General features: G+C 68.3%; 17 protein-coding genes. 13 read left to right on the top strand and 4 right to left on the bottom strand.

Translation table 11 applies throughout. The annotated features are described in order from the left end of the window. Nucleotides 1-137 precede the first annotated feature (137 nt). Nucleotides 138-1,247, top strand: a complete 1,110-nt coding sequence (locus KYX17_RS05560) for an aromatic acid exporter family protein (protein ID WP_243225888.1) — start codon at nucleotides 138-140, stop codon at nucleotides 1,245-1,247. Next, nucleotides 1,244-2,251, top strand: a complete 1,008-nt coding sequence (locus tag KYX17_RS05555) for a YihY/virulence factor BrkB family protein (protein ID WP_243225887.1) — start codon at nucleotides 1,244-1,246, stop codon at nucleotides 2,249-2,251. Before KYX17_RS05560 ends, KYX17_RS05555 begins: the two co-directional genes overlap by 4 nt. A 14-nt stretch (nucleotides 2,252-2,265) precedes the next feature. Here the strand turns inward: KYX17_RS05555 and KYX17_RS05550 are convergent, their stop codons facing one another. After that, complete coding sequence (locus tag KYX17_RS05550; RefSeq protein ID WP_243225885.1) at nucleotides 2,266-2,949, bottom strand: response regulator; 684 nt, start codon at nucleotides 2,947-2,949, stop codon at nucleotides 2,266-2,268. Further along, nucleotides 2,946-4,538: a sensor histidine kinase gene (locus tag KYX17_RS05545; RefSeq protein ID WP_243225884.1), complete on the bottom strand. Its 1,593-nt coding sequence runs from the start codon at nucleotides 4,536-4,538 to the stop codon at nucleotides 2,946-2,948. Before KYX17_RS05545 ends, KYX17_RS05550 begins: the two co-directional genes overlap by 4 nt. Nucleotides 4,539-4,697: 159 nt before the next feature. On the opposite strand from KYX17_RS05545, the gene KYX17_RS05540 reads away from it, so the two are divergent. The 3 genes from KYX17_RS05540 to KYX17_RS05530 are packed head-to-tail and all read left to right on the top strand — an operon-like array spanning nucleotide 4,698 to nucleotide 7,835. Beyond that, entirely contained in the window at nucleotides 4,698-5,723 is a 1,026-nt protein-coding gene (locus tag KYX17_RS05540) for a tripartite tricarboxylate transporter substrate binding protein (RefSeq protein WP_243225882.1), read from the top strand. Beyond that, on the top strand, nucleotides 5,720-6,265 hold the full coding sequence (locus KYX17_RS05535) for a tripartite tricarboxylate transporter TctB family protein (protein WP_243225881.1): 546 nt from the start codon (nucleotides 5,720-5,722) through the stop codon (nucleotides 6,263-6,265). The genes KYX17_RS05540 and KYX17_RS05535 overlap by 4 nt, the downstream gene beginning before the upstream one ends. After that, nucleotides 6,258-7,835, top strand: coding sequence for a tripartite tricarboxylate transporter permease (locus KYX17_RS05530; RefSeq protein WP_243225880.1), 1,578 nt, complete (start codon nucleotides 6,258-6,260; stop codon nucleotides 7,833-7,835). The genes KYX17_RS05535 and KYX17_RS05530 overlap by 8 nt, the downstream gene beginning before the upstream one ends. Nucleotides 7,836-7,886: 51 nt before the next feature. On the opposite strand, the gene KYX17_RS05525 is transcribed toward KYX17_RS05530, so the two are convergent. After that, on the bottom strand, nucleotides 7,887-9,536 hold the full coding sequence (locus tag KYX17_RS05525; RefSeq protein ID WP_243225879.1) for an ABC transporter ATP-binding protein: 1,650 nt from the start codon (nucleotides 9,534-9,536) through the stop codon (nucleotides 7,887-7,889). 171 nt (nucleotides 9,537-9,707) lie between these two features. Between KYX17_RS05525 and KYX17_RS05520 the strand changes: the two genes are divergently transcribed. From KYX17_RS05520 to KYX17_RS05490, 7 genes are read left to right on the top strand one after another with little or no spacing between them, the layout of a single operon-like run. After that, the gene (locus KYX17_RS05520; RefSeq protein ID WP_243225878.1) at nucleotides 9,708-10,916 is read left to right on the top strand and encodes a dipeptidase; all 1,209 of its coding nucleotides are present in this window, start codon (nucleotides 9,708-9,710) and stop codon (nucleotides 10,914-10,916) included. After that, nucleotides 10,916-12,535, top strand: coding sequence for an ABC transporter substrate-binding protein (locus tag KYX17_RS05515; protein WP_243225877.1), 1,620 nt, complete (start codon nucleotides 10,916-10,918; stop codon nucleotides 12,533-12,535). Before KYX17_RS05520 ends, KYX17_RS05515 begins: the two co-directional genes overlap by 1 nt. A 33-nt stretch (nucleotides 12,536-12,568) precedes the next feature. Beyond that, nucleotides 12,569-13,531 carry an ABC transporter permease gene (locus KYX17_RS05510; RefSeq protein ID WP_243225876.1) on the top strand — a complete coding sequence of 321 codons (963 nt, stop codon included), beginning with the start codon at nucleotides 12,569-12,571 and terminating at the stop codon, nucleotides 13,529-13,531. Further along, nucleotides 13,528-14,427: an ABC transporter permease gene (locus KYX17_RS05505; protein ID WP_243225875.1), complete on the top strand. Its 900-nt coding sequence runs from the start codon at nucleotides 13,528-13,530 to the stop codon at nucleotides 14,425-14,427. The genes KYX17_RS05510 and KYX17_RS05505 overlap by 4 nt, the downstream gene beginning before the upstream one ends. Before the next feature lie 8 nt (nucleotides 14,428-14,435). Continuing rightward, nucleotides 14,436-15,614, top strand: coding sequence for a Xaa-Pro peptidase family protein (locus KYX17_RS05500; RefSeq protein ID WP_243225874.1), 1,179 nt, complete (start codon nucleotides 14,436-14,438; stop codon nucleotides 15,612-15,614). 28 nt (nucleotides 15,615-15,642) lie between these two features. Then, a complete protein-coding gene (locus KYX17_RS05495; RefSeq protein WP_243225873.1) occupies nucleotides 15,643-16,542 on the top strand; it encodes an alpha/beta fold hydrolase in 900 nt (299 codons plus the stop codon). Beyond that, a complete protein-coding gene (locus KYX17_RS05490) occupies nucleotides 16,539-17,573 on the top strand; it encodes an Lrp/AsnC family transcriptional regulator (RefSeq protein WP_243225872.1) in 1,035 nt (344 codons plus the stop codon). Before KYX17_RS05495 ends, KYX17_RS05490 begins: the two co-directional genes overlap by 4 nt. Before the next feature lie 7 nt (nucleotides 17,574-17,580). Here the strand turns inward: KYX17_RS05490 and KYX17_RS05485 are convergent, their stop codons facing one another. Beyond that, the gene (locus KYX17_RS05485; RefSeq protein WP_243225871.1) at nucleotides 17,581-18,114 is read right to left on the bottom strand and encodes a hypothetical protein; all 534 of its coding nucleotides are present in this window, start codon (nucleotides 18,112-18,114) and stop codon (nucleotides 17,581-17,583) included. A 96-nt stretch (nucleotides 18,115-18,210) separates the two neighbouring features. On the opposite strand from KYX17_RS05485, the gene KYX17_RS05480 reads away from it, so the two are divergent. Continuing rightward, complete coding sequence (locus KYX17_RS05480; protein ID WP_243225870.1) at nucleotides 18,211-18,570, top strand: helix-turn-helix transcriptional regulator; 360 nt, start codon at nucleotides 18,211-18,213, stop codon at nucleotides 18,568-18,570. Nucleotide 18,571: the final 1 nt, after the last annotated feature.

The following is an 18,571-nucleotide window of genomic DNA, read 5'->3' as shown; positions in this document are numbered from 1 at the left end:
GGCGGCTCCGGCCGCGTCCGTCGACGGCACCGGCACGGCCTGTCAACCCTCGTGCGCGCGGCGCCCGGCACGGGCAGGATGACGGTCATGCCGAACGAGGACGTCATCCCCTCCGCCTCGCCGAGAGCGGTGCCGACGTGAGTCCGTCCACGGCGCCGGCACGTGCGCGCGAGCGCGTGGCGACCTCGCTGCACGCGGCGGTGACGGGGCCGCGTCTGCTGCTGGCGGTCAAGACCGCGGTGGCCGTCGGCCTCGCGTGGACGGTGGCGCGGTATCTGCCCGGCGTCACGGACGATCACCCCTATTACGCTCCGCTCGGTGCGCTGATCAGCATGCATCCGACGCTCATGGACTCGATGAAGTCCAGCCTCCAGACGTTGGCGGCTCTCGCGACCGGAATGCTCTTGGCGCTGCTCGTGGTGTTCACCGTCGGACCGAACGTGTGGACCCTCGCCCTCGTCGCCGGGATCGGCGTCCTGCTCTCGGGAACGGGGTGGTTCGGCATCGGTCGCGAGTACATCGCGGTCGCCGCGGTGTTCGTGCTCATCATCGGTGGACACGACGCCGAGGCGTACTCCCTGAGCTATCTCGTCCCGATGGCCGTCGGACTCGTGATCGGGCTCGTCATCAACCTGCTCGTCGCTCCCCGGACGTTCTCGGCGACGGCGAGTGCTCGAGTGGAGGGCTATCGGCGGGAGCTCGCATCCCACCTGGACGGCATCGGGGAGGCGCTGGAGACGGCCTGGCCGCCGGAGCGCACGGGGTGGACCGAGGGCGCCGATGCTCTCGAGACGACGGCGCGAGACGTGCGCGCGGCCCTCGCCGAGGCCGATCGGAGCCGCCGGGGCAATCCGCGCGCGATCGGCGGGCGTCACGGCACCGGTGCCGCGCATGCGAGACTCGAGACGCTTGAATCGATCGCGGTGCGGGTGCGGGACATCTCCGATGCGCTGGAGGACGTGGTGAGAGATCGACCGGGGGGCTTTCCCATCGATGAGTCCCTGATCCCAGCGATCGCCCGTGCGTGCCGGGCCGTTGCTGCGGCGATCGCCGACCTCGGGCAGGACGACAAGGAGGCGCACCGCACCAGGGCTGCGGCGGCTCAAGCCGTGCGCCGGCTGGTCGACGAACTCGAAGCCGGTCACGCATCCGCTCGCAGCATCCTCGGTCCCGGAGTCCTGGTGGCCACGCACCTTCGGCGGATCGTCGTGCTCCTGCACGTGAGGGCGGGGGAGGAGGGACGATGACGACCGGGGTGCACGACGACGGCGGACGACCGCCGTGGCGGCTCGGCCGTGACGCGTGGGCGCTCGCGCTGCGCCGTGCGGTGCGCAAGTTCGGGACGGATCGGAATCCGGATGCCGCGGCAGCACTGACCTTCTACGCCGTGCTCGCGACCGTGCCCGCGGTGATCGCCGCGATCTCGACGATCGGTCTGATGGGTCGGGACGGAGCGCGCCTGGACTCGGTGCTGCAGGCGGCGGACGCCGTCCTCCCCGAGGGGGCGGGGGAGGCGTTGCGGGACCCGCTGTCTGAACTCGCCGACGCGTCGGCCACCGGCTGGGTGCTGCTCGCCTCGCTCGTGCTCACGGTGTGGTCCGTCGGCAGGTACACGACCTCGTTCAGCCGTGCTGCGAACCGGATCTACGGGGTGGAGGAAGGCCGGCCGTTCTGGAGGTCCAAGCCGGCGCATCTGCTCCTGACGATCGTTCTCCTCGTGCTGGTGCTCGTCGCGGCGGTCCTCGCCGTGACGGGCGAGCGCCTCGCGCGCGGGCTCGGCGAGATCTGGGGTGTGGGGGAGGCCGGCCTGCTGGTGTGGAGCATCGTGCGCTGGCCGGCGCTGGCGGCGGTGATCGTCCTGCTCGTCGCGATCCTGTACACGTTCGCACCCAACGTCTCTCCCCGCAGCTTCCGGTGGATGAGCCTGGGCGCGGCCGCGGCGCTCGTCGTCTTCGGCATAGCTTCCGCGGCTTTCGGCTTCTACGTGACCGCGGTCGCGGACTACGAGCGTCTCTACGGTCCGTTCGCCAGCGTCCTCATCTTCCTGCTGTGGCTCTGGATCGCGAACGCGGCGCTCCTGTTCGGCGTGGAGCTGGACGTCGAGCTCGAGCGCGTCCGCGAGCTGCGCGCGGGGGTCCCCGCCGAGCGGCAGGTGCAGGTCGAACTGCGGGACACCACCGCGATCGCCTCCCGCGTGCGACGCGACGTCGCCGAGGAGCGCAAGGCGCGGCGCCTGCGGCCACCGCACTGATCCGCGTGGCGGGGTCACACCAGGGAGCGGTACCGCAGCTCCGGACGGCCGACACTGCCGTATCTGGGAGAGCTCTCGGCGAGTCCCGACTCCACGAGACGCTCCAGGTAGCGGCGCGCGCTGACGCGCGACATGCCGAGTTGCTCTGCGACCTCGGTGGCGGACAGCGGTGCGGCGTGCGCCTCCAGAGCCGTCGCCACTCGCTGCAGAGTTGCCGGGGAGACGCCCTTGCGCTGTGCGGCGATCGCGACGGCGTCGTGCCGCATGAGCGCGTCGACCGTGACCTGGTCGAGTTCGGCCGTACCGGTGAGTTCGGCATCCCGGGCGATCACGCGCCAGACGTCGTCCAGGCGCTCGTGCAGGGTCTGCATCGGAAAGGGCTTGACGACGTAGTGATGCACGCCGTGCGCCCGCGCGCGCCGGACGGTGTCCAGATCCCGCGCGGCGGTGACGGCGATGACCTCGACGTGCGCGCCCGAGGCGCGGGCGCGGCGCAGGACCTCGATGCCGGACATGTCCGGCAGGTAGACGTCCAGCAGCAGGACGTCGGGCGCGAGCTCGTGCACGGCGCGCAGGGCGTCCGCTCCCGTGGAGGCGACTCCGACCACCTCGAAGCGGGGATGGCGTTCGACGAAGCCACGGGTGACGTGGGCGACGGCGAAGTCGTCCTCGACGATGAGCGTCCGCAGCCGTGTCATCGCACGGACTCCGCGTGCTGCACGGCGGGCAGGCGCACGGTGAATCGGGCGCCGCCGGCGGAGGAGGGGCCGAGGTCGATGGATCCGCCCCGGCGCTCGACGATGCGCGCCACGATGGTCAGCCCGTAGCCGCGCTGGCGCCCGTCCGGCTTGGTGGAGAAACCGAGCCGGAACACGTCTCCGCGTCGTTCGAGGGAGACCCCCGGGCCGTCGTCCTCGACCACGATGCGGATGTCGAGACTCTCGTCCTGGGCGATCGACACTCTCACGTGCCCGCCCTGCCCGGCGGCGTCGAGAGCGTTGTCGATCAGGTTGCCGACGACGGTGCTGAGGTCGTCTCCTCCGCAGTCAGCGGGCAGGCGCGAATCGTCCGTCACGGTCAGCAGGACGCCCAGTTCCCTGGCGCGCGCGCGTTTGGCGAGCAGGATCGCCGCGAGCTCGATGTCCTGCACTCCGGTGGGGGCGTCCAGCCGGTTCAGTCCGCCGCCGTCGCCGGCGCGCTCGACCACACGGCGGGCGGCATCCACCTCGCCGAGCTCGATCAGGCCGCCGATCGTGTGGAGGGTGTTGGAGAACTCGTGCTGCTGGGCGCGCAGCCCCTCGGCCAGGCTCTGCGCGCCGGCGAGCTCGCGCAGCGCGTGATCGAGCTCGGTGCGGTCCATCAGGGTCACTACCGTGCCCACGCGCCTGCCCTGCACGCGCACAGGAGCGGCTCGGGCGAGCAGGACGCGTTCGCCAGAGAGCACCAGCCGCTGAGAGGCGTCGTCGTCGGCATCCGCCTCGGCGATCACGTGCGTGAGATCGTCCAGCAGATCCGAGGCGATACGGCCCGTCGCCTCGGCAGGCGTCGCGAGGCCGAGGAGCCGGGCGGCGGCGTCGTTGCAGAGCGAGACCCGGCCGTCCTCGTCGAGCGCGAGCATGCCCTCGCGGATGCCGTGCAGCGTGGCCTCGCGGGTCTCGAGCAGTCCGCGGATCTCCTCTGGCTCCAACCCGTAGATCCTCCGGCGCACCATGCGCGCGACGCCGGTCGCGGCGATGACGCCGATGACGGTCGCCGCTCCGAGGGCGAGGAGGAATCCCGTGATGTCCCCGGCGAAATCCGCGCGCAGGTCGGACCACAGGATGCCCACGGAGACCTGACCGATCACGTCGCCGTCCTCGCCGAAGACGGGGACCTTGACCCGCCACGACTCGCCGAGCGTGCCGGTCTGCGTGCCGACGTACATCTCGCCCGACAGGGCGACGCTCGGATCCGTCGACACCGGCTCGCCGATCCGGTCCGGATTCGGATGCGAGAAGCGGATGCCCTCGTCGTCCGTGACGACGACGTAGGCCACGTTCGAGGAGTCCCTGATCAGCTCAGCGATCGGCTGGATGACGGATGCCGGGTCGGCGTCGTCGTACGCGTCGGTGACCGCGGGAAGCTGGGCGACCGACTGAGCCACCGCGATCATGCGCTCCTGCGAGGCCTCGCGGATCTGCTGCTCCTGCATGAGCATCGCGGCAAGGCCCGCGGTCAGCACGATCGCGAGCACGATGACGGCCTGCAGCAGCACGAGCTGCGTGCGGAGCGTCATCGCCTTCACCACGAGTCCATGGTAGGCGAGCGGGCGACGGCGTCCGGCGGGACCGAAACGACCGAAATGCGTCCTTTCGTACGCAACCCGTGGGCGACGCGTGCGCGGCCCTAGCGTGAGCGGACACCGTCCCGGCATCGCCGCCGGGCTGACGGACTCGAGGAGGAGTTCATGGCACAGCACAGCCCCATCCGCGCCCGTCTGGTCGTCGGCGCCGTCATCGGCGTCGCGGCGCTGACGCTCGCGGCCTGCTCCGGAGGACCTGCGTCGTCGGGCGGCGACGTCGGAGCGGAGACGAGCATCGACAGCGTCGCCGTCATCGCTCCCGCCGACCCCGGCGGCGGTTGGGATCAGACGGCGCGCGCGTTCGCGCAGGCGCTCACCGACGAGAAGCTCGTCTCCTCGGCACCGGTGACGAACATCGGCGGCGCCGGAGGGACCGTCGGCCTGGCGGCGCTCGCGACCGAAACCGACCCGAACACCCTGATGATCACGGGCAGCGTGATGGTCGGCGCGGTCGAGACGAACGCGTCCGAGGTGCGCATCGAGGACACCACGCCGATCGCGAAGCTCACGGAGGAGCCGTTGGTCGTGGTGGTGCCGAAGGACAGCCCGTACGACACGATCGGCGACTTCGTCGACGCCTGGGTCGAGGAGGGGTCGGCGATGGCGGTCACCGGAGGTTCGGCCGGCGGCATCGATCACATCCTGGCCGGGCAGCTCCTCACCGAAGCCGGAGTGGATGCCGCGGACGTGCCGACCTCGCTCAACTACATCGCCAATTCCGGGGGAGGAGAGGCGCTGACGCTGCTCCTGGGCGGTCAGGTGCAGGCGGGGATCTCGGGTGTCGGCGAGTTCGCCCAGCAGGTGGAGGCGGGCGAGCTCAAGGCGCTCGCGGTGTCCTCCGAGGAGCCGGCCGCGCTGCTCCCGGATGTACCGACCCTGACGGAGGAGGGCATCGACATCGTCGTGACGAACTGGCGCGGGCTCATCGCCCCGGGGGACATCTCGGAGGAGGAGAAGGCGGCGCTGGAGGACCTGGTCACAGCGACCCATGACGGCGGCGCCTGGGCCGAGGTTCTCGAGACCAACGGCTGGACCGACGCGTTCCTGATCGGCGACGAGTTCTCGTCCTTCCTGGAGGGCGACATCGCCACCACGCAGGAGACGCTCACGACCATCGGGCTGATCGAATGACCCAGCCCATCACCACAGGGGCGTCGGCCGTCGCCGGCGCCCCCCGGTCGCGTCGGATCGGGGAACTGGTGTTCCTGGCCGTCATCGCCGGGTTCTCGGCGGTCGCCCTCGTGATGACCGGGTTCATCCGGGAGCCGATCGGGTCATCGAACGTGCTGGGCGCGCGGGTCGTCCCGTACGCGGTGACGGGACTGATGCTGCTCGCGTCGCTGGGCGCGATCGTCGCGGTCCTGCGCGGAGACGTCGGCGAGCCGGACGAGGGGGAGGACATCGATGCCGAGGCGAGGACGTCCTGGAAGACCGTGATCCTCCTCGCACTGTCCTTCGCCTCGCTGATGCTCGTGATCCCGCTCGCCGGATGGCCGGCGGCCGTCGTCGTGCTCTTCACGGGTGCCTCGCTGGCTCTGGGAGCCGCCCGCTGGTGGATGGCGCTGATCATCGGGCTCGGCCTGGGCGTCGTCACGCAGGTGCTGTTCGGCACGCTGCTGGGGCTGTCGCTGCCGCCCTTCGGCACGATCCTGCCCGGGGTGCTCGGTGGATAGCCTGCAGCTGCTCCTGGAGGGCTTCGCGACGGCGCTGCAGCCGCAGTACCTGCTGTTCGCGTTCGTCGGTGTGCTGCTGGGCACCGCGGTGGGCGTGCTGCCCGGGATCGGGCCCGCCATGACCGTGGCGCTGCTGCTGCCGCTGACCTACACGCTGGACGTCACCAGCGCCATCATCATGTTCGCCGGCATCTACTACGGCGGCATGTACGGCGGGTCCACCACCTCGATCCTGCTGAACACGCCGGGGGAGTCGGCATCCATCGTCACCGCGATGGAGGGGAACAAGATGGCCAGGATGGGGCGGGCGACCGCCGCACTGGCCACAGCGGCGATCGGCTCGTTCATCGCCGGCACGATCGCGACAGCTCTTCTCACGCTGTTCGCGCCGTTCATCGCCGACTTCGCGGTGACGCTCGGACCGGCGGACTACTTCGCGCTGATGGTCGTGGCGTTCCTCACGGTGGGTGCGCTGCTCGGCTCGAGCCCCGTGCGCGGCATCGTGTCGCTGTCGATCGGGCTGTTCCTGGGGCTCGTCGGCACCGACACCCTGACGGGTCAGGCCCGGTTCACCTTCGGCATCCCGAACCTCGGCGACGGCATCGACGTCGTCATCGTCGCCGTCGGCCTGTTCGCGGTCGGCGAGGCGCTGTACGTCGGATCCCGGCTGCGCAATGGCCGGTTGCCGATCATCCCGGTGTCGGGAAGTTGGCGGACGTGGATGAAGCGCAGCGACTGGAAGCGGTCGTGGAAGCCGTGGCTGCGCGGCACGGCGATCGGCTTCCCGATCGGCTCGATCCCGGCCGGCGGCGCGGATGTCGCGACGTTCCTGTCGTATGCGACCGAGAAGCGGCTCGCGAAGGACCCGTACCGCCGGCAGTTCGGCAAGGGCGCGATCGAAGGCGTCGCCGGGCCGGAGGCGGCGAACAACGCCGCAGCGGCGGGTGTCCTCGTTCCGCTCCTGACGCTCGGACTTCCGACGACCGCGACGGCCGCGATCATCATCTCCGCGTTCCAGACCTACGGCATCCGCCCTGGCCCGCTCCTCTTCGACAGCCAGCCGGCACTGGTGTGGGCGCTGATCGCGAGCCTGTACATCGGCAACGTGGTGCTCATCATCCTCAACCTGCCGCTGGTGGGGATGTGGGCCAAGGTGCTGCGGATCCCGCGGCCCTACCTGTACGCGGGCATCCTCGTGTTCGCGGGGCTGGGAGCTTACGCCGCCAACTTCACGGTGTTCGACGTCGGGATGCTGCTCCTGCTGGGCCTCATCGGGTTCTTCATGCGCCGGCACGGGTATCCGGTGTCTCCGATGGTCGTGGGGGCGATCCTCGGGCCGATGGCGGAGGAGCAGCTGCGCAAGGCCATGGCGATCAGCCAGGGCGACCCGGTCTTCCTGGTGCAGAGCCCCGGGTCCATCACGATCTACTCGGTCATGGTGGTGCTCATCGGGCTGGGGCTGTGGCTCAAGCGCCGTCAGGCGCGGTTCGAGGCAGCGCTGCCCGACATCGACACGGCCACGATCCGGACGGTGGATGCCGAGATCGCGGAGCGGCTCGGAGAGCGCTGAGGACGCGCCTCGGGGACCGGGTCCATCTGCTCGCGGTCTCCGAGGCGGGTCTCAGGCGCTGAGCCGTGTCCGCCGTTCGAGCATGCCGCGCTCGGCGCGCGTCTGGGGCGGAATCGCGGACAGCAGCGCTTGCGTGTACGGGTGCGCCGGATGGCGATACACCTCTTCGGTGTCACCGATCTCGACCATCTCGCCGAGATACATCACGGCGACGCGATCGGCGATGTGCCGCACCAGGGACAGATCGTGGGCGATGAAGACGATCGACATCCCCAGGCGCTCGCGCAGATCGCACAGCAGATCGATGATCTGCGCTCGGATGGAGACATCCAGTGCGGAGACCGGCTCGTCGCAGACGAGGACGTCCGGATCCAGGGCCAGCGCCCGTGCGATTCCGATGCGCTGACGCTGTCCGCCCGAGAACTGGTGGGGAAAGCGCGATGCCATGTCGGCGGACAGGCCGACGAGTTCCAACAGGTCGGCGACGCGTGCGCGGCGGGTCGCCGGTGAGCCGGTGCCGGTCGCGTCGAGGGGTTCGGAGACGAGTTGCTGCACCGTCATCCGAGGATTCAGCGACATGTAGGGATCCTGGAACACCATCTGCACCCCGCGGCGCAGGATCCGGCGGTCTCGCATCCGCCCGCGCGTGACGTCCTGGCCGCGGTATTCGAGCGTTCCGGCATCCGGCACGTCGAGGCCGACGAGCATGCGTGCGAGCGTGGACTTGCCGCTGCCAGACTCTCCGACGATCGAGAGGATCTCTCCGCTGTGCAGGGACAGGTCGACGCCGGCCACCGCGGTGACCGTGTGGCCGTGCGACCCGCGGAAGGTCCGACGCAGGCCGTTCGCCTTCAGGATCGGCTTCTCGTCCTCGTCCAGGTCCGCCGCCGCCGAAACCGGCTTCGGCATGGAGTTCAGGAGCTGGCGGGTGTACGGATGCTGAGGTTCGGTGAGGACGACGTCGGCGCTGCCGGATTCGACGATGCGCCCCGACCGCATGATCGCCACGCGGTCGGCGACCTCCATCACGACTCCGAGGTCGTGAGTGATCAGGAGGATCCCCACGCCGAGGCGTCTGCGCAGGGACAGGAGCAGGTCCAGGATCTGGGCCTGCACGGTGACGTCGAGAGCGGTGGTCGGCTCGTCCGCGATGATCAGGTCGGGTTCGAGCGCGATGGCCATCGCGATCAGGATGCGCTGTCGCTGGCCGCCCGAGAACTGATGCGGGTACTGGTGGACCCGGGTGGCGGGTTCCGGGATGCCGACGAGTCCGAGAAGCTCCTCCGCGCGTGCCAGAGCCTCCCTCTTGCTCAGCGGCCGGTGCGCCCGCAGGAGGTCCGTGATCTGGTCGCCGACGCTGAGCACGGGATTGAGTGCGGAGAGCGCGTCCTGCATGACCAGACTCACGGTCACGCCGCGGAGTTCTCGATGGCGCTCGGATGTCAGCGCGAGCAGATCGTCTCCGTTGAGGCGCAGCGTCTCGGCCTCGACCCTGCCCTCATCGATGAGGCCCATCACCGCGCGTGCGGTCATCGACTTCCCCGAACCGGATTCGCCCAGCAGCGCGAAGACCTCGCCACGGCGGACGGTGAGGTCGATGCCGTCGACGACACGGTTCTCGCGCCCCCCGCCGGTGAGTGTGACCGTGAGTGCTTCGATCTCCAGGACCGTGTCGCCGGAGGATGCTGACCTGTTCTCCATGGTGCCCATCATGCCATCAGAATGGTGCTGAAATGTTTCGAACAGGAAACATCTCAGCCGAAATTGTGCATTGCAGTTGACAGTAGCGCCGAAATCAACGAGATTCGGAGTCATTCTCCTCGCATGACCGGGGAGAGCCCACCCGCATCACCGAATCGAAGGAGCGCCTCCGTGCTCGAACCAGCAGGCCGCTACAGCGGCTACACCGCTTACGACTATCTCGAAGCAGGCAAGGACTACCGCGAGTTCCGCTACGCCAAGCAGATCGGGCGCGTTCCCGCATACACCGGCCTGGAGCTCAGCGACGCGCAGAAGGAGCGCACGGAACGGCTGCTCCGTGAGGAGACGGTGATCTCCCTGCACGAGCACGTGCAGGTCTTCCCGGAAGATATGGGAGAACTGCGCGACCACATCCGCCAGGGGCGCGAACCCACTGGCTACGAGGGTCTCTCGCGCTCCGGCCTGACTGCTGTCTTCGACAACGGCATGGACGGCACGTGCTGCATCTCGAGCGACGCCGGGTGGAAGTACCAGGACGTGCTGTTCGATCTCGGCGTCCGGATGGCGGATCTCGCCCACCAGGACTTCGTCATCAAGGCCGAGTCGATCAAGGACATCCGCCACGCCGCCGAGACGGGCCGCGTCGCGCACATCTTCGCCCTCGAGGCCGCGACGATGATCGAGAACGAGGTCGACCGCCTCGACGTGCTCTACGGATTCGGCGTGCGCCAGATGGGAATCGCCTACTCCGAGGCGAACATGCTCGGCGGAGGCCTGAAGGAGCGCGGGGACGGCGGACTGACCTACTTCGGCGAGCGCGCCGTGGAGCGCATGAACAAGTTGGGCATCGCGATCGACATCTCGCACTCGGGAGATCAGACATGCCTCGACGTCATCGCGCACTCGAAGGTCCCGGTGTTCATCACCCACGCCGGCGCGCGCGGTCTGTGGCCGACCAACCGGATGAAGACCGACGAGACGATCATCGAGTGCGCCAAGCGCGGTGGAGTGATCGGTATCGAGGCGGCTCCGCACACCACGATCTCGCCGCAGCATCCGAAGCACTCGCTCGAGTCCGTGATGGACCACTTCCAGTACTGCGTCGACCTCGTCGGTCTCGAGCACGTGAGCTTCGGTCCGGACACGCTGTTCGGCGACCACGTCGGTCTCCACGACGCCTTCTCGTCGAACCTGTCGCTGGGCCAGGCGCACGCCAACGTCGACTACGAGAAGCAGCCGTACGTCGACGGCATCGAGAACCCCGCCGAGGCCTTCTACAACATCATCGGCTGGCTCGTGAAGCACGACTACTCCGACGACGAGATCCGCGCAGTCGTCGGCGGGAACACCATGCGCGTCCTTGAGGAGGTTTGGGTCTGATGAAGCACAGCAGGTTCCTCGCGCTCGGCGCGACCGCGGCCGTCGCCGTCGGTCTCGTGGCGTGTGCACCGACAGCACCGGAGCCCGGTGAGTCCAGCGGGAGCGCCGGACCGAGCGACGAGACGATCAGCATCGGCACGACCACCGATGTCGTCAACTTCAATCCGGTCCTCGGCAACAGCCGGACGGACTCCTGGATCACCAACCTGATGTACCCGCATCTGCTGAGCATCAGCGACGACGGGAGCAAGGAGGCCCACGTCGCGACCGAGTGGGGGTATGTGGACGACACGACCGGGTTCTACGAGATCCGGGACGACCTCACCTGGAGCGATGGAGAGCCGCTCACCGCGGAGGATGTCGCGTGGACTCTCAACGCGGTCAAGCGCGACCAGGCGCCGGGGACGTTCTTCGGGCAGCTCGGGAACCTCGACACCGCCACGGCGGTCTCGGACACGCGGGTCGAGCTGACGCTCACCCAGCCGGACTCGTCGATCATCGACGAGATCGGATTCTGGGGTGTCGTCGTGCCGAAGCACGTCTTCGAGCCGCAGGGATCCATCGCCGAGTTCGCCAACGACGGATCGGACGGCGGTTGGGTGGGCATGGGTCCGTTCATCATGAGCGACTTCCAGGTCGGGCAGCATTACACGCTGGAGCGCGTCGAGGACTATCCGCTCGTCGAGGGCGGCGTCCCCGGTCCGGCCGAAGTGGTCTATCGCGTCTATCCCGACGTGAACACGGAGATCCTCGCTCTGCAGAGCGGTGAGATCGACGTGATCGCCAACGCGCTGCCCCCGGCGCAGGTGGAACAGCTCAGCAGCACGGAGGGACTGCAGGTCATCGAGGCGGCGGGGCTCGGCTACGCCCATCTGGTCTACAACATGACCAAGGAGGGCCTGGACGACGTCAGGGTCCGGAAGGCGCTCGCGCACGCCGTGGACTACGAGGCCATCCGCACGGTCGTGCTGCAGGGGCAGGCGGTCTCCACCGGATCGAGCGCGCTCATGCCGGTGCTCTCGAAGTACTACGACGACTTGATCACCGAGTACGAGTTCGATCCGGAGCTGTCGCGGTCGCTCATGGAGGAGGCGGGGTACACCGCGGATGCCGATGGCGACTTCCCGGTGTCCTTCCGCCTGATCTACTCGCTGCAGGACAGCGTCACCAGCCAATGGGCGCAGATGGTGAAGGACAGTGCGGCCAGGGCCGGCATCACGATCGAGTTGCAGGGAACAGAGCGCAACACGTACCTCTCGATGACGAATGAAGGCGACTACGACATCTACGCCGGCAACTTCGCCATCATGGACGACCCGGTGACGAACTTCGCGCTGTCGTACCTCCCCGGCGGAGCGATCAACTACACGTATGTCGACGACCCCGAGCTGAACGCCTTGATCGAGGAGGGCATGGTCACGTTCGACGAGGACGACAAGATCGCGATCATGCGGGAGGCGAACCAGATCGTTCACGACCAGGTCTACGACAACATCATGTACACGCAGAACCTGTTCTTCGCGGCGAGCGATGAATGGGCCGGCTTCATCTCGAAGCCGAGCGAGCTGCTCTCGATCGTGAACCCGCTCTCCCTCGCGAGCGCGTACCCGGTCGAATAAGCCATCGAAACACTCTCGAGGAAGGTCGCCCGGGTGTCCCGAGCATCGTTCATTCTCAGCCGCGTCGGACGTGGTCTGCTCACGATCTGGTTCGCCGTGACCGTGACGTTCCTGCTCCTCCGTCTGCTTCCCGGCGACCCGGCCCTGGCGCTGGCGAGCCCCAACATGACGGATGACATCCGGGCGACCATCCTCGAGCAGTACGGACTGGACCAGCCTCTGCTGGTGCAGTACGGGCTCTACATGTGGCAGCTGCTGCAGGGCAATCTCGGCATCTCGTTCACTCAGTCCATCCCGGTGACGGATGTGCTGCTTCAGCGTCTGCCGTGGACGCTGCTGCTGACGATCACGGCGCTCGTGCTGACGATCGTCATCGGAATCCCGCTGGGAGTCGCAGCGGCTTCCCACAAGGGAAGGTTCATCGACCGCGGTGTTCAGGTGCTCGGTGTCACCGGGCAGTCGCTGTTCGTGCCGAGCGTCGCGATCCTGCTGCTGTTCGTGTTCGGCCTCACCCTCGGGTGGCTCCCGATCGGAGGCGCCTACACGAACGGGACCTACGGCATGGAGTGGTACCTGAGTGTCGCTCAGCACCTGATCCTGCCTGCTGTCTCCCTCATGCTGATCCAGGTCGGCTCCTACGTCCTCACGATGCGGTCGACGCTGATCGAGACACTGGGAGAGGACTACATCCTTCTCGCCAAGGCGAACGGCCTGCGCGGCCGGCGGATCCTCTGGAAGCACGCACTGCGCAACGCCCTGTTGCCGACGACGACGCTGATCGGGCTGCAATTGGGCTTCCTCGTGGGAGGCGCTGTGCTCACGGAGACGGTCTTCGCGTATCCGGGGATCGGGCGCGGGATCTACGAGGCCGTCACCCAGCTCGACTTCCCGGTGCTGCAGGGCGCATTCCTCATGCTTGCGGTGACCGTCGTCGTGGCGAACACCGCAACCGACATCGTCTACGGATACCTCGACCCGAGAGTGAAGACGTCATGACCGCACCGATGCCCTCCGCCGAGATGACGGCGATTCCCGAACCGACCGCGATCGGCAGCGAGCGCGCTGCGGCGCACACGTGGCGCGCGTTCCGACGTGATCCCCTCGGCATGATCTCGCTCGGCCTGCTCCTGCTGCTGGTCGTGATCGCGCTCGCCGCGCCCCTGATCGCGCCGTACCCCGCCAGCTACGGCCCCGACGTGCTGCGTCCGCCGAGCGGCGCCCACTGGTTCGGCACCGACGCCCTGGGACGCGATGTGTTCTCCGAGGTGATCTGGGGAACCCAGCAGAGCGTGCTCGTCGCGGTGGCGGCATCCGTCATCGCGATCGTCTTCGGGACGATCATCGCGGTGCTCGGCGCCTACTTCCGGCGCCTGGACGGCCTGATCAGCGTCATCGTCGACATGACGCTCTCCCTGCCCGTCCTGCCGCTCATGATCCTGATCGCCGCACTCGTCGGACCGAGCACATCGACGATCATCCTCGTGGTCGCGGCCTTCTCCTGGCCGGAGGTCACTCGACTCGTGCGATCTCAGGCCCTGACCGTGGTCGGGCTGCCGTACGTCGACGCCTCGCGGCTCATGACGACGTCGCCGTGGTGGATCATCTCACGGCATCTGCTGCCGGCCGTCACCCCCGTCATCGTCGTCTCCGTCGTCGTCACCGCGTCACGAGCCGTTCTCTCCGCGGCAGGCCTGGCGTTCCTCGGCCTCGGCGACCCCACCACCTGGTCGTGGGGGCGCATCCTCTACGAAGCCCAGCAGGCCGGTGCGATGGTCAGCGCCTGGTGGCTGACCCTGTTCCCCTCGATCGCGATCCTGGTGCTCGTGCTGTCTGCGACGCTCCTGTCCATCGCCTACAACGATGCGCGCAACCCGCGCCATCTGGCCCGCTGAGGAGCGACATGACCGACTTCGACCAGCGCCTCGACGCGGCGTTCTACGATCGGGTCCAGCAGCGCGTGCTCGCGCGGATGGAGGAGGAGGGTTTCGACGCCTTCCTCACCGACCATCCCGAGGACATCGCTTATCTGACCGGCTTCTTCCACCATCCCTCCGAGCGGCCCGTCGCGATCTGGCTCGACGCGAGCGGTGCCGTGACGATGCTGCTGCCGGAGCTCGAACGCGAGTACGCCCAGTCTCAGGCCTCACGCGCCGAGATCATCGCCTTCCCGGAGTATCCCGGGATCGTCCCGCCGTTCGCCGTGCTGGCACGCGCCGTGCCGTCCGCGCGGCGCGTGGGGTTCGCCACGACGATGCCGTATCAGAGGCTCGTCGCGGCACGCGAATCCATGCCCGGCAGCGTGTTCACTCCGAGCGAGCTGATCACGCATGCCCGGTACGTCAAGTTCCCGGAGGAAGTCGTGCTGCACCGTGAAGCGGCGCGGATCACCGACCGGATGCTCGAGGCCGGTGTCCGGTTCGTGACCGACGCCGTCTCGAGCGGGGGAGAGCTCCCGACGGAGGCCGAGCTGGAGCGGCACGTGACGGCGTCCGGATCCGGGCTGATGTATGCCGAGCACCGCAACGTCGTCGTCGCTTCCCTTCTCGCGGGCGGTCTGGTGTATTCCGGGGCGAACTCCGCCTTCCCGCACGGCCTGCCGTCGGTGAACCGCCTCCAGCCCGGCGACACGTTCATGCTCTCGCTCGGCTGCGCGGTCGGCGGACGTTTCATCGAGGGGGAGCGGACGTTCGTCCTCGGGGAGCCGACGGCGCAGCAGAGGCGATACCACGATACGATCCGGCGCGCTCAGCAGATCGGGCAGGAGACGATCAGGCCCGGCCTCGAGTGCCGCGAGGCCAACCGGCTGTGTCTCGAGGTCATCCGGGAGGCCGGCCTCGGCGAGTTCATCCGCCACCGACAGGGGCACGGCATCGGCCTGGGGATGCACGAGCCTCCCTGGCTGGAGGATGGAGACGCCACGACGTTGGAATCCGGCATGGTCGTGTCCAACGAGCCCGGGATCTACGTGCCGGGGCATGCGGGCTACCGCATCAGCGACAGCATGCTCGTGACCGCCGATGGCGCTGAGGCCCTCACCACCTACCCCCGCAGTCTTGATGACTGCACGATCGCGCTGTGAGCGCTGACGCCTCGAGGAAGGACGCATCATGACAACGACCCCACCGGTCTCTCCGGAGTTCGCCGCCGCGACGAGCGAACACCAGTGGGTGGAGATCAACGGCAATCACCTCGCGGTCGAGGTGCTCGGGCCCGAGGGGGCGCCGGTCATCATCACCCATCACGGCGCGCCGGGACTCGGCTCCCGTGCCGAACCACGGGCGAGCTTCGGTCGGCTGGCCGACGAGTACCGGGTGGTCGTGTTCGACGCCCGCGGCAGCGGGCAGAGCGAGGGGAAGGGCACGTTCAGCCACGAGCAGTGGGCCGCCGACATCGACGGCCTGCGCGCATGGATCGGCGCCGAGAGCGTCATCATGGCCGGAGGGTCCTACGGCGGATTCATGGCGATGGAGTACGCCCTGCGGTATCCCGACCGCGTCCGCGCCGTGGTGCTCCGGGACACCTCGCCGGACAACTCGAACGCCCATCTCGCGCGCGAGAACGCCCTGGCCTCGGACCGCGTCTCGATCGACATGGAGAAGTTCGATCGCATCGACCTCGGACGGGTTCGGGACGATGCGGATCTCAAGGACTGCTGGCGCGAGATCCTGCCCCTGTATGACTTCGTCTACGACCCGGCGGCCGTGGAGCGCAAGGTCGAAGCGACTCCGTATCGTTACGAGGCGCACAACTATGCCTTCTCGGTGAACCTGCCCGCGTACGACCTCAAGCCGCGCCTGCACGAGATCACGATCCCGACACTCATCACGGTGGGGCGGACGGACTGGATCACGCCAGTATCGTGTAGCCAGGTGATCGCAGATCTCATCCCGAACTCCGAGATGGTGGTGTTCGAGAAGTCCGGGCACTCACCGCAGATCGAGGAGGCAGAGGCGTGGACGAAGACGGTCAGGGAGTTCCTGCACCGAGTGACGCCGCCGACCCGATGAGCAGCGTTCCCCTCGGACGCGAGGTCACCGAACTCGACCGACGCATCGTCGTCGCCCTGCAGCAGGACGGGAGGGCGAGCTGGACCTCGATCGCGGAGTTCGCCGGTGCTTCGGTGTCGACCGTGACACGCCGCGGCCAGCAGCTGCTGGCCGAAGGCGTCGTCCGGGTCGGGATCGTGCCGACGCTGGGCAGCGAAGGACACGTCGAGACCTTCTTCGTCCGCATCAACTGCACACCGGGTTCCCAGCTCTCGGTCGCTGAGAAGCTGATCGAATCGCCTTACGTGCGATTCGTGACGCTGGTCACGGGCAAGTTCGACATCTTCGCGGAAGTGGTGATCCCGGGAGATTCGGCGACCTATGCCCACGTGCTGACCGAACTGCAGGCGATCCCCGGCGTGGAGCGCTGGCGGAGCGACCTGATGATGCACAACTACAAGGTCAGCTTCGACTGGGGCCGCCAGCTCTACGACGCCCACGCGGACGCCACGAGTGATCCGTCCGGGTACATGCCGGCACCGAACACGTGCGACCCGACGCACTTCGATGAGGCCGATCGTGCGATCGTGCGCGAACTGCGGGAGAACGGCCGAGCATCGTTCCTGTCGATCGGCGCCAAGCTCGACATGAACGAGAGCAGTGTGCGGCGCCGCTACGAGCGGATGAAGAACGCGGGCTGCCTGACCACGGTCACCATGGTGCCGGCATCCGCTCTCGGAATGAGCGCCGAGACGCTCCTCATGCTGCGCGTGGAGCCCTCGCGCATCGCGGCCGTGGCGCAGACGCTCGCCCAGCACGTCTCAGTGAGGTTCCTTGCGGCAGCGCTGGATGAGAACTCGCTGTACTGCGAGATCATCCTGCCGAGCACTGAGTCCCTGCACGACTTCATGACAGGCACCATCGCGCACCTGAAGGGCGTCCGGGGATGGAACGCCTCGATGGAGCTGGTCTTCATGAAGCGGGGTTTCATCGAGACGCCGTGGTGGCGCGCGCAGGTCGCCGCCGGCGTCCCGGTGGCGGCGAAGCGCTGACTCCCGATCAGTGCACGAAGGCCTTCAGGATCACGAAGGCGATCCCGAAGCAGGCGGTCCCCGCGGCTCCGGCGAGGCGGACCGGAAGCGAACTGCCTCGTCGGAGGAACGCGATGTAGCCGAGGAAGGCGAGGATCACGGTCCCCGACCACAGCGCGAGGTCGTTCGCGAGGCCGTCCGGGATCGCCCTCGTCGTCCCGGCCAGAAGGATCGCGGCGGGCACGGCAGCGGAGCTGAGCATCCCGAAGGAGTGCCGCAGGGAGCCGCGCAGTGCCTGACGGACGCCGACGGGGCGTCCGTCCTCGTCGGGTTCCCCGACCCGGGCGACGGTCCCCGCATAGACGTGGGCGGACCAGAACACCAGCACCGTGACCGCGACCGTGATGAGCACCATCGCCGAGGTCTCGCCGTGGGCGGACGACACGGCGACGAGGCCGCTCATCAGAATCGTGCCGTACACGGCCGCCTCGGTTCCGAACCCTGGGCGGAGGACGCGGTGGATCCGCAGCAGATGGTGGTCGGCGTCGGAGCGGGGCGACATGACGTCAGTCTAGGGCGAGGTGCGGCCGAGCCTCGTCGGCGCGACGATTCAACAATTATGAGTGACTTATATAAGCGTCGATGCAACCATGAGGACATGCACGCGCTCGACGTCCTCGGAGACCCGGTCCGTCGCCGCATCCTCGAACTGCTCGCGGCGGGGGAGGAGGCGGCCGGTCGTCTGGGAGCTGTGATCCAGGAGGAGTTCGGCATCAGCCAGCCCGCGGTGTCGCAGCATCTGCGCGTGCTGCGTGAGAACGGATTCGCGACGGTGCGCCCGGAGGGGACCCGGCGGATGTACGCCGTGGATCCCGCGGGCGTGGCGGCCGCGAACGCCTGGTTGTCGCCGTTCGAGCGCTTCTGGCGCGGGCCGCTGGCCGCGCTGGACACCGAGCTCGCCCGGGGGCGTCTGGAGCGCCGCCGAGACGGGCGAGCCGAACCGAGAGTGGAGGAGTGAC

The organism is Microbacterium sp. CIAB417 (assembly GCF_022788845.1).
This window is presented reverse-complemented; position numbering and strand designations above follow the sequence as displayed.